The sequence below is a fragment of the Curvibacter soli genome (genome assembly GCF_029211125.1).
GTDB lineage: Bacteria > Pseudomonadota > Gammaproteobacteria > Burkholderiales > Burkholderiaceae_C > Curvibacter_A > Curvibacter_A soli.
Window position 1 is genome coordinate 1 of record NZ_JARGEN010000079.1, and the last position, 4,640, is coordinate 4,640.

General features: G+C 68.7%; 5 protein-coding genes. 3 read left to right on the top strand and 2 right to left on the bottom strand.

What is annotated here, in order from left to right; translation table 11 throughout:
- Positions 1 to 136: 136 nt before the first annotated feature.
- The gene (locus PY257_RS15660; RefSeq protein ID WP_275743496.1) at positions 137 to 880 is read right to left on the bottom strand and encodes an IclR family transcriptional regulator; all 744 of its coding nucleotides are present in this window, start codon (positions 878 to 880) and stop codon (positions 137 to 139) included.
- Positions 881 to 979: 99 nt separating this feature from the next.
- On the opposite strand from PY257_RS15660, the gene PY257_RS15665 reads away from it, so the two are divergent.
- Genes PY257_RS15665 through PY257_RS15675 form a run of 3 tightly spaced genes read left to right on the top strand, consistent with a single transcriptional unit; the run spans position 980 to position 3,368 of the window.
- Positions 980 to 1,939: a hydroxymethylglutaryl-CoA lyase gene (locus PY257_RS15665; RefSeq protein WP_275743498.1), complete on the top strand. Its 960-nt coding sequence runs from the start codon at positions 980 to 982 to the stop codon at positions 1,937 to 1,939.
- Positions 1,932 to 3,128, top strand: coding sequence for a CaiB/BaiF CoA transferase family protein (locus tag PY257_RS15670; RefSeq protein ID WP_275743500.1), 1,197 nt, complete (start codon positions 1,932 to 1,934; stop codon positions 3,126 to 3,128). Before PY257_RS15665 ends, PY257_RS15670 begins: the two co-directional genes overlap by 8 nt.
- Positions 3,129 to 3,173: 45 nt before the next feature.
- Positions 3,174 to 3,368 (top strand): hypothetical protein, encoded by a 195-nt coding sequence (locus PY257_RS15675; RefSeq protein WP_275743502.1) that lies wholly within the window; start codon positions 3,174 to 3,176, stop codon positions 3,366 to 3,368.
- A 9-nt stretch (positions 3,369 to 3,377) separates the two neighbouring features.
- On the opposite strand, the gene PY257_RS15680 is transcribed toward PY257_RS15675, so the two are convergent.
- Positions 3,378 to 4,640: protein-disulfide reductase DsbD family protein (locus tag PY257_RS15680; protein ID WP_275743504.1), on the bottom strand; the 1,263-nt coding region annotated here is incomplete at its 5' end.

The window sequence follows — 4,640 nt, forward strand, 5'->3', positions numbered from 1 at the left end:
TCGTTGCTCTCAGACTACTTGCGTCAGGAACTCAGAAGTCCATCGCTCTCCATGGCTTTTGCGTAAGTCCTATTCGATACATTCAAGGGCATTAATCTCAAAAAATATGATTGATAGGTGACAAAAAACCACCCAATCAAACCAGTCCGCTCAGGTTTCGCGAGGCCTCCAGCACGGGTTTGACCCAGCGCTCGTTATAGCGCTGGCTCGGCATGGTGAGCGTCACGGCACCAGCCAGGCTGCCATCGGCGTGGAATACCGGCGCCGAGATGCCCGCAAGCTCCGCCGTGCGGTCGCCAATGATGGCGCAATAGCCCTGGGCGCGGATGGCGGCGTACAGCAGGCGCTCTTGCGCGCTGGCGCCGGGCACTGGCGTGTCTGAGCATGCCAGCAGCACGCGCGCGCCGGCGCCGCGGTCGTGGGGCAGCAGGTCGCCCGCGCGCACATGGTCGCGCACCGCATGCGGCGAATCCACGCGGTACAGGCACAGCCGCGCCCATTGCGCGCCCGGGCCCTGCTGGCGTACATGGTAGGCGGCGCTCTCCTGCGTGGTGGCCGCCAACTGGCGCAGCACGGGCAGCACCACGCGGTCGAGCGCGAACGAGGCCGCGTACACGCCATGCAGGCGCGCCACCTCGGCGCCCAGCGTGTAGCGGCCATCTTCCTGCTTCTGCACCAGGCGCGCATGTTCCAGCGAAGCCAGCAGGCGCAGTGCCGTGCTCTTGTAGAGCTGGGTGCGGGCGACCAGCTCCACCAGGCTCAGTGCGTTGTCACCCGCGCGGAAAGCGGCCAGCAACGTCAGCGCGCGGTCCACTGCGGCGGCGCCACCGGGGGCGGCGTGCTGGTCGGCGAGGGATTCGGTACGGGCTTTGCGTGGCATGGCTTTTCTATTTCTCCCAGGTTCTGCTCCAAGTGTGCTGTCTTGACAGCGGCTTGGCAAACGGCGAGTATTTCAATAGAAAGAATAGCATTCTGTCTTATGAAACAACGAAATGACATTGCCGTCGCTGACGTGCTCATCAGCGAGGTCGGCCCGCGCGATGGCCTGCAGTCGGTCAAGGCCACCATGCCCACCGCCGACAAGCTGCGCTGGCTCGACGCTCTGCATGCTGCAGGCCTGCGCGAAATCGAGGTCGGCTCCTTCGTGCCTGCACGGCTTCTGCCGCAGATGGCCGACGCGGCTGATCTAGTGCGCCATGCGCGCATGCTGCCCGGCCTGACCGTCATGGCGCTGGTGCCCAACTTGCGCGGCGCCCAGGCGGCGCTCGATGCCGGCGTGCACAAGATCACCATCCCCGTCTCGGCCAGTGCCGCGCATTCACTGGCCAACGTGCGCAAGACGCGCGAGGAAATGGTCGAAGAGGTACGCGCCATCGTCCAACTGCGCGATGCAACCGCCCCCGGCGTGGCGGTCGAGGCGGGCGTCTCCACCGCTTTCGGCTGTACTCTGCAGGGCCTGGTATCCGAAGACGAGGTGGTGCGCCTGGCCGCTGCGCTGGCCAAGGCCGGCGTGAACGAGGTCGGCCTCTCCGACACTACCGGCATGGCCAACCCGGCGCAGGTGCGGCGGCTGTTCCAGCGCGTAATGGACGAAATCGGCGACAAGACCGGCGCCGCCCACATGCACAACACACGCGGCCTGGGCTTGGCCAACTGCCTCGCCGCCTATGACGTGGGCGTGCGCACCTTTGACGCCTCGCTGGGCGGCCTGGGCGGCTGCCCCTACGCACCGGGCGCCTCGGGCAACGTGGTCACCGAAGACCTGGTGTTCATGTTCGAAGCCATGGGCATTGCCACGGGTGTCGACATGGGCAGGCTGATCGCCGCGCGCGGGCCGCTGCAGGCCGGCCTGCCGGGCGAAACCATCTATGGCATGACGCCCGAAGCCGGGTTGCCCAAGGGTTTCATTTCCCGCACACGGGAGGCCGCCCATGTCTGACGAGGCCGCGCAGCCCCTGCCGCTCGAAGGCGTCCGCGTCGTCGAATTCACGCACATGGTCATGGGCCCCACCTGCGGCATGGTGCTGGCCGACCTGGGCGCCGAGGTGATCAAGGTCGAGCCCATCGGTGGCGACGCCACCCGCAGGCTGCTCGGCTCGGGCGCGGGCTTCTTCCCGCTGTTCAACCGCAACAAGAAGAGCATTGCGCTCGACTTGAAGCAGCCCGAGGGCGTGGCGGCGGCGCTGCGCATGGTCGCCACCGCCGACGTGGTGAGCGAGAACTTCAAGGCTGGTGTGATGGAAAAACTGGGCCTGGGCTACGAGCGCCTGCGCCAGCTTCACCCGCGCCTGGTATATGTGCGCCACAAGGGTTTCCTGCCCGGCCCGTACGAGCACCGCACGGCACTCGACGAAGTGGTGCAGATGATGGGTGGCCTGGCCTACATGACAGGCCGCCCCGGCGACCCGCTGCGTGCGGGTGCCAGCGTCAACGACATCATGGGTGGAATGTTCGGTGCCATCGGCGCCATGGCCGCGCTGGCCCAGCGCGAGAAGACTGGACAGGGCGCCGAGGTGCAGTCGGCGCTGTTCGAGAACAACGTCTTCCTCGTTGCCCAGCACATGATGCAGTTCGCCGCCACCGGCAAGCCCGCCGCGCCCATGCCCGCGCGCATCTCGGCCTGGGCCGTGTACGACGTGTTCACGGTGAAAGGCGGCGAGCAGATATTCCTGGCCGTGGTCAGCGACAAGCAATGGGTCGTTTTCTGCAATGCCTTCGGCCTCGATGATCTGCTGGCCGACCCGCGCCTGGCCACCAATAACGACCGCGTGCAGGCTCGCACATGGATGATGCCATTGCTGCGCACCCACCTTTCACGCTACAGCACCCAGGAACTGGCCCGTGGATTCGAGGCGCAGGGCCTGCCGTTCGCGCCCATCACCCAGCCCGAGCACCTGTTCGACGACCCGCACCTGAACGCCACCGGCGGCCTGGCCCCGGTTCGCATGAACGATGGCAGCACCGCGAAGGTGCCGCTGGTGCCCCTCACGCTGGACGGCCGCCGCCCTGGCATCCGCCTGCAACCCCCGCGCGTGGGCGAGCACACCACTGCGCTGCTGCGCGAGGTCGGCTACAGCGACGCCGAAATCGCGGCGCTGCACGAAAACCACGTCACCGAAGGAGACTGAACCTAGAAACGGCAGTTGACCGCTTTGCATCCCTTGCCAGGCCGCATGAAATCGAGCGTTGCCGGCTTCGATGACGTTCACCTCGTGGGTGAGAGCGCTATGCACCTGCCAGCACCGCGCTCGGCGCGCCATGCGGCGTTGCTCCTCCTTGCGGGCAGCAAGCCCGCCGCGTCGTCGCGTCTTGCCTGGCACCCCGATCACGGCACTGGCAGGCGCATCCAACTGCCGTTTCCAGGTTGAACCAGGGCGCTACAGGCGCGCCAGCGCGGCGCGCAGCTCGTCGGCGCCCAGTACTTCCGACAGCACTTCGGGCGCGCGCCCCGGCGCGTACAGCACGTACACCGGCACGCCGCTGCGTCCCAGGCCGCGCAGCGCGGCGGTGATGGCCGCATCGCGGCGCGTCCAGTCCGCACGCAGCAGGGCCACGTTGCGGCCGCGCAGATCGGCCAGCACCTGCGCGTCGGCCAGCGTGGTCTTCTTGTTGTATTGGCAGGTCACGCACCAGGCGGCGGTGAAATCGACGAACACCGGCTGCCCTGCCGCCGTGAGCTGGCCCACGCGCTGCGCCGACCAAGGCTGCCATGCGCCATCTGCCTGGGCACCGGCCACGGCTGCGGTTTGCACAATGTTTTGGCCGATAGCGCCCGCCAATAAAGCGAAGACAGCTATCGAAATAGTAGCGATCACGATGCGCGTACGCCCGCGCAGCGTCAGCGCCCACACCACGGCCGAGAGCGCCACCAGCAGCGCCAGCAGCGCGCCCGCGCCGTCGATGCCGCTTTGCTGCCCCAGCACCCAGGTGAGCCAGGCCACGGTGGCGAACATGGGGAAGGCCATGAGCCTGCGGAACGTGTCCATCCACACGCCGGGCCGCGGCAGCAGGCGTGCCGCCGCCGGCACCAGCGCCACGGCCAGGTACGGCAGCGCCAGCCCCAGGCCGATGGCGGCGAACACCAGCAGCGCCTGCGCCGCCGGCAGCCCCACGGCCAGGCCCAGCGAGGCGCCCATGAACGGCGCGGTGCAGGGCGACGCGATGGCCACCGCCAGCACGCCCGACAGCAGCGCGTCGGCCACCGGGTGGCGCGCCTGCGCCGCCGCCAGCCGCGCGGGCAGCAGGCTGCCGAACGCGAACACGCCAGCGAGGTTCAGCCCGATCAGCGTGAACAGCGCCGCCAGCGCCGCCACCACGGCGGGCGACTGCAACTGGAAACCCCAGCCGAGCTGCTCGCCCGCCACGCGCAGCGCCAGCATCAGCGCGCCGAGCGCCAGGAACGACAGCACCACGCCCGCCGTGTAGGCCAGTCCGGCAACGCGCCGCGCGCGCCGGTCGGCGGCATGGCGCGTCAGGCCCAGCACCTTGATCGCCAGCACCGGCAGCACGCAGGGCATGAGGTTGAGGATCAGCCCGCCGAGCAGCGCCCCCGCCAGCGTGGCCCAGAGCGTGGCGGCGCCCAGCGCGTCGGCGGGCCGGGCGGGCGCGGCATCGGCGGCATTGGCCCGCAGCGCCGCCGC

What these genes read in the sequence shown, in the direction of transcription:
- PY257_RS15660 (WP_275743496.1), bottom strand. Translation starts at nt 880, where the DNA reads ATGCCACGCAAAGCCCGTACCGAATCCCTCGCCGACCAGCACGCCGCC.
- PY257_RS15665 (WP_275743498.1), top strand. Translation starts at nt 980, where the DNA reads ATGAAACAACGAAATGACATTGCCGTCGCTGACGTGCTCATCAGCGAG.
- PY257_RS15670 (WP_275743500.1), top strand. Translation starts at nt 1,932, where the DNA reads ATGTCTGACGAGGCCGCGCAGCCCCTGCCGCTCGAAGGCGTCCGCGTC.
- PY257_RS15675 (WP_275743502.1), top strand. Translation starts at nt 3,174, where the DNA reads ATGAAATCGAGCGTTGCCGGCTTCGATGACGTTCACCTCGTGGGTGAG.